The organism is Trichlorobacter sp., assembly GCF_030247655.1.
Classification (GTDB): domain Bacteria; phylum Desulfobacterota; class Desulfuromonadia; order Geobacterales; family Pseudopelobacteraceae; genus Trichlorobacter.
On the sequence record NZ_JAOTRZ010000205.1, the window covers coordinates 1 to 5,261 of the forward strand.

A 5,261-nucleotide genomic window follows, 5' to 3' on the forward strand; every position below is an offset into this window, starting at 1 on the left:
AACTTGCACAGCTTGAAAGCTGGTGCCATATGAAGATTATCCCGGTGATTGCCAAAGAAAGTGACATAATCATTGCTCAGCAGAAGGTTTTCAAGATTATTGGCGGGGCAGAGCATGCAAAGATGCATTTTGAGCTGTCTGAAGACCAGGTGCGTGATACGACTAAATCAAAATATGTCAATGATTTTATAAGTGCCGACGTAGATTATCTTGTTAAGCGGATTATTGCCACCGGGATTAAGGAGGGGGCCAGCGATATTCATTTTGAGTCAACGGAAAACGGGATGGTTATCCGTTACCGTCTGGATGGTATTTTGCAAACAGTGGGCTTGGGGGCTGATGACCTCCTGATCAGTACAAATGCGCGGCAGGTTGTTTCCAAGGTCAAAATTCTCTGCGATATGGATATTGCTGAACGTCGCCGTCCACAGGACAGCAGCTTTAAGATGAAGGTGTCCAAGGAGGGCAATGTACGAAGTGTTGATTTCAGGGTGTCAACGGTGCCAACGCAGTTTGGTGAAAATGTCGTTATACGGATACTGGATAAACGTAGAGGAACTATTACGCTGGAGGGGTTGGGCTACTCCCCGGAAGATGTTAAAACGCTCTACACAGCACTTGAAAAACCGACCGGCATCTTTCTCGTTACCGGGCCGACCGGATCAGGGAAATCGTCTACGCTGTATGCCATCCTTTCGCATATCAATACCCCTGGCGCCAAGACACTCACCATTGAGGACCCGATAGAGTACAGCATTGACGGTATGACTCAGACTGAAGTCAACGAAAATATCGGTAATACGTTTGCCCGTCTACTGCGGGCTTTTCTGCGTCAGGATCCTGATAATATCATGGTTGGTGAAATCCGCGATCTGGAGACCGCAACGATTGCCATGCGTGCGGCCCTGACTGGCCACACGGTGCTTTCAACCCTGCATACCAATGACGCCACCAGTGCCGTGACGCGCTTGATTGATATGGGGGTTGAACCGAGTCTTGTCTCCACAACCTTGCGTTGTGTGCTTGCACAGAGGCTTGTGCGTTACATCTGTCCAGACTGTAAAACTCCGTATCTCCCACCAATAGAGCTTTTGCAAGAGTTCGGTATTCCGCTGAAACACAAAATTGAGTTTTTTAAGGGGAAAGGCTGTCCAGCCTGCCACTATACCGGCTATTCCGGTCGCCGTCCGATTGTTGAGCTTTGGATTCCTACCCGGGAAGAACTGCTACTGCTGAATCGGCGCCCTGATAATATCAGCCTGCGCAATACTGTGTTTTCCGGTACCGAGCGCCTGACCATGATCGAGGATGGTTTTCGCAGGGTTTTGGCTGGTGAAACAACCCTTGAAGAGCTGATGCGAACCGTGCCTTATGAGCAGATTGAGGCTGGGCGGGAAAAGATATGTAGTATGGCCAGATTTGCCAAATGATCTGTGTCAGTGCTATTCCGTCAGCACTTTTAAGTTAATCGGACCTATGGCTACCAGGTCAAACGGCGTTAATGGGCTACTGGTGATTTTGGTGCCATTGACTTTCGTGCCGTTTTTGCTTTCCAGATCTTCTATTATGATAGTATCCCCACTTGATTTCAGCACTGCATGACGGCGTGAAATAAGCCGATCCTCTAGGATAAAATCACATTCTTTACGACCAATAGTGCAGGGGAGCACCACAGAAAACCGGGCGCCTATCAAAGGACCGGACTCAATGCACAGTATGACGCGGGGGACCTTTGTCTCTGTTGGGGGGGGGGATGCTGCACAAAGGTTATCGCCAGTTTCTGTTTGACGGGATGCTGCTTGATCATCCCTGCGTTTATTTTTGAGATATCCCATGGTTAACAGCGAATACAGTGATTCTTTGTCGTACTGGTTTGAATCCTCAGACATGCTGGTGTTCATATCACGGTAGATCCAGGTCAGTATTGTTTCGCCTGGTTGATAGGCATACAGCAACATCTCTTCATCAAGTGTCATCCCCTCTGGCCGCTGGAATGCGAGATCTGCGTAATAAACCTGGGCACATTTCCCGTCTTTAAAAAAATAAAAGTTAAATGCCTTGTCACGATTTAGCGCGATCATGGCATGTTTTTCAGCTTCGTTGATCTGTTGCACGACGTACTCAAAATCAATAAGTGTGGTGGGTGCCTTAATGGCAGGCTCCTTCTGTAAAAAGAGCAGCATACATTTCAACAGAATGGGATCCGTCTCGCAGAGCGTAATAAATAATGAGGATTGGTCAGATTTTACCAGTTGCCTCGCAAGGTCCTGGATGGAATAAATAACCGGCTTGCCTTCTGCATATCTGCCGGCAGCATAGGGAGCCCCTTTATAGAAAAAGAGAAAGAGCTGGTAACAGTCGTCGCTGGCAAGGGAGATAAATCGCAGATAGCCGGTAAAAGAGGACCTGTCTGTGTAGATACGGTTGAGGACCTCTTTGAGCTGATCATGGGAAAAGGGCAGGTTTTCTGCAAGAACCTGCTGCTGACAAAACAGCGTACAGTTGTTAACTGCTGGCATTGTGGTCGTTTGCATATGCGTATCCAGTATATTGATAAAAAGTGGAAGATGAAAACTGCTGGCCAGGTTAGTCTGTCCTTACCTGCTATAATTTTTTCTTACGCCCGGGTCAACCCACAAATTCTGCCAGAAATCGACAGGTTAAATTCTGTTTACCGTATATCATAAAATTGTTATTGTTTGTAACAGCTAGTATAGCAGGAGATAATTCGATGGCAACCATCTCTTCAATCGACCTTTTAAGCTATGTTGGTACAAGCATTGGTACTGTCACTCTTGTCAAGTTGTTGGGACAAGGGTCGATGGGGGCGGTTTTTATCGGCTATCAGACAACACTTAAACGCCAGGTTGCGGTAAAGATTCTTCCCAAGTCCCTTGCAAACAGTCCCAAGGCGCAGAAGATGTTTCGTGATGAAGCAGAAACCATTGGAATTCTTAATCACCCCAATATTGTGCCGGTGTATGAGATGGGGGAAACAAGTGATTTCTTTTTTCAGATCATGCAACTTATTGCCGGTAGTGATTTGAGGACCATCATTGTCAAGGCGCGTAAACATCCGGTTCCTACCAAGCGTATCCTGCCGTTTTCGGAAACAATTCATTATATCTGCCAGGTGCTTGATGCACTTGACTATGCACATGATGAGGGGGTTGTTCATCAGGATATCAAGCCGGCAAATATTCTTATTGATGACCGGTTCAAGCGTCCCATTGTCGCTGATTTCGGCATAGCCCGGACAATCTGGGCTGAATACAGTGCATCATCCTCGCTGTTCGGGACACCGCTCTATATCTCACCGGAGCAGGCGGCCCGTACAGAAACAGATGGCCGGACGGACATGTATTCAGTCGGTGTTATACTTATGGAGATGGCTGCCGGGCTCTTGCCGGTACGTAGCGAGTCTCCGGCTGATATGATCCAGCGGAAGAAAACAGATCCTGATAGCTTTTTCACTGCCAGGCCCTCTGAGCTGAACCCGGCCATTGACCGTGAACTTGAGTCAATCATTGCCACCGCTACAGCCTCACTACCGGGTAATCGTTTTGCCGATTGTCTGGAGTTTAAAGTTGAGTTGGAAACCTACATCCGTACGCGTAGCCTGAATTAACCAGCCAGGCAGTTTGCCTGCAGGAGCATGGTCAAGAGATGTCAGACACGGCTATAGATGCAAAACAGGCATTACAGATTGCCCGGTTGTTTAACCTGGCGTTTAATAACGCCTTCATGTTTGGTGGGGGGCATCAGACAACCAAGGATAGTTCTGCAAACTTTTATACCCTCCTGCTGCAAGCCTTCGGTACGGTGGAGATGCTTACCATTAGTGTTGAACGGGGATCGGTCTATCTTGAAAATCACTGTGTTGATAAACTGGTTAGTGTCCCGCGTATTACCAGCAGGTTAAACAAGGCTGGTGTACAGTCGGTCAGCTTTGACCGGAATTTGTCGCTGGAAGGTGTGCAGACCCTGTTTTACATGATCGGCTCGTTGGCAGATTTCAAGGATGCGGAATCAATGCAGTCCTGCCTTAGAGAGAAGCAGGTTGCCGGGGTACGCCTTAATTATGTTGTGTATCAAAAGATTACCGTTGATGAGACCATCATTAACAAGGAGCTGCTTTCTGAAAACCACCTGTTAAACAGTTTACAGGCGCTGCAAGGCGCAGGTGCAGGATTGATTATCCCCCAGGAGTTGTCTTCTGAAATCTCGGAAATGCTTTCCTGTGGAACTGCTTCAACGGGAACATCCCCCCATCTTGTTGAAAGTGATGCTGCAATAACCAGCCAGATAAAGGCCCTTTCCCGTCGGTTCATAGCGTCTCCTGATGTTGATGACGATACGCCGCTCAGCCCGTCTGAAATGCTTGAATCGGTCTATAAACTTAAAGAAACGATTCTTGAAGATGCCAGAATACAGCAGGAGACCGGTAAACTGGCTGCTGTGGATGAGCTGGTAATCAACGAGTTAAACCAGATCAGCTATCAGGTTATTGTCCGATTGATCAAGGAAGAGTACCGGAACGATAAGGGGATATCAGTAAAACGTCTGGCCCAGATTATCCGTCGGATGCTGCCTGATATCAAAGAGCTGCGCTATCTGCTACCCCAGTTGAAGGACGGTCTCTTTGCCGAAGGTATGCCACCTGCCGACTATCTGTTGCTGGTTAAAGAGTTGTGTAAAGAGCTTGCCAGTGATGAACTGCTGCAGGTTGTTGCTGAGGCTGCAGAGCAAATTGGTTTAAGCTTCAGTGAGTTGATTGAAAGCATTAAGGATGCGCCGGAAGAAGCGGCCAGGCTGATTGTGCTGGCTTCAGAGATTAAAAAAGGGGGCGTGGCTGCTGATGAACAGCAGATGTCAGCCCTTTTGAGTGACTACATCGAAAAGGTGAGTCGATCACTGGCGTTGCAGTCCCCGGAAGTATCCGCCAACGGCGGTGGGGTGATGCTGCAGGCCGCTGTTTCACGTATCGAGCGGGAAATTGTTGACAGACTCGCAACTCAGAATTTAAGCCCGGCCATTGTGCAGGACGTGGCTCAGACTCTTGCTCGCCAGTTTACCGCCACCGTCTCAGGAGCAAAGGGTGACTGGGTTAAAAACCGGATGTATCAGGCTGAACAACCCAATGAAGAAACGGTGCTTTCAATTCTTGAGCAGGTTGTTGAACAGGGTAAAAAGGGCAGCGGCGTAACAGAATAAATACAGAAGTTACAGGTGTCAAGGGTGTATTTTACTTAAAACATCAA

General features: G+C 47.9%; 5 protein-coding genes. 4 read left to right on the plus strand and 1 reads right to left on the minus strand.

The window, feature by feature from the left end; all coding sequences use genetic code 11:
- On the plus strand, positions 1-1,430 hold a 1,430-nt coding region (locus tag OEL57_RS13755), incomplete at its 5' end, for a GspE/PulE family protein (protein WP_300741194.1).
- Between the two features lie 12 nt (positions 1,431-1,442).
- Here the strand turns inward: OEL57_RS13755 and OEL57_RS13760 are convergent.
- A complete protein-coding gene (locus OEL57_RS13760) occupies positions 1,443-2,114 on the minus strand; it encodes an FHA domain-containing protein (RefSeq protein WP_300741195.1) in 672 nt (223 codons plus the stop codon).
- A 138-nt stretch (positions 2,115-2,252) separates the two neighbouring features.
- On the opposite strand from OEL57_RS13760, the gene OEL57_RS13765 reads away from it, so the two are divergent.
- From OEL57_RS13765 to OEL57_RS13775, 3 genes are read left to right on the plus strand one after another with little or no spacing between them, the layout of a single operon-like run.
- Positions 2,253-2,687 (plus strand): hypothetical protein, encoded by a 435-nt coding sequence (locus OEL57_RS13765; protein WP_300741197.1) that lies wholly within the window; start codon positions 2,253-2,255, stop codon positions 2,685-2,687.
- A 44-nt stretch (positions 2,688-2,731) separates the two neighbouring features.
- A complete protein-coding gene (locus tag OEL57_RS13770) occupies positions 2,732-3,628 on the plus strand; it encodes a serine/threonine protein kinase (protein WP_300741198.1) in 897 nt (298 codons plus the stop codon).
- Positions 3,629-3,666: 38 nt separating this feature from the next.
- Positions 3,667-5,214: a hypothetical protein gene (locus tag OEL57_RS13775; RefSeq protein ID WP_300741200.1), complete on the plus strand. Its 1,548-nt coding sequence runs from the start codon at positions 3,667-3,669 to the stop codon at positions 5,212-5,214.
- Positions 5,215-5,261 lie beyond the last annotated feature (47 nt).

Bases quoted from the DNA above. Each gene is read 5' to 3' on its own strand.
- OEL57_RS13770 (WP_300741198.1), top strand. From the start codon at position 2,732: ATGGCAACCATCTCTTCAATCGACCTTTTAAGCTATGTTGGTACAAGC.
- OEL57_RS13775 (WP_300741200.1), top strand. From the start codon at position 3,667: ATGTCAGACACGGCTATAGATGCAAAACAGGCATTACAGATTGCCCGG.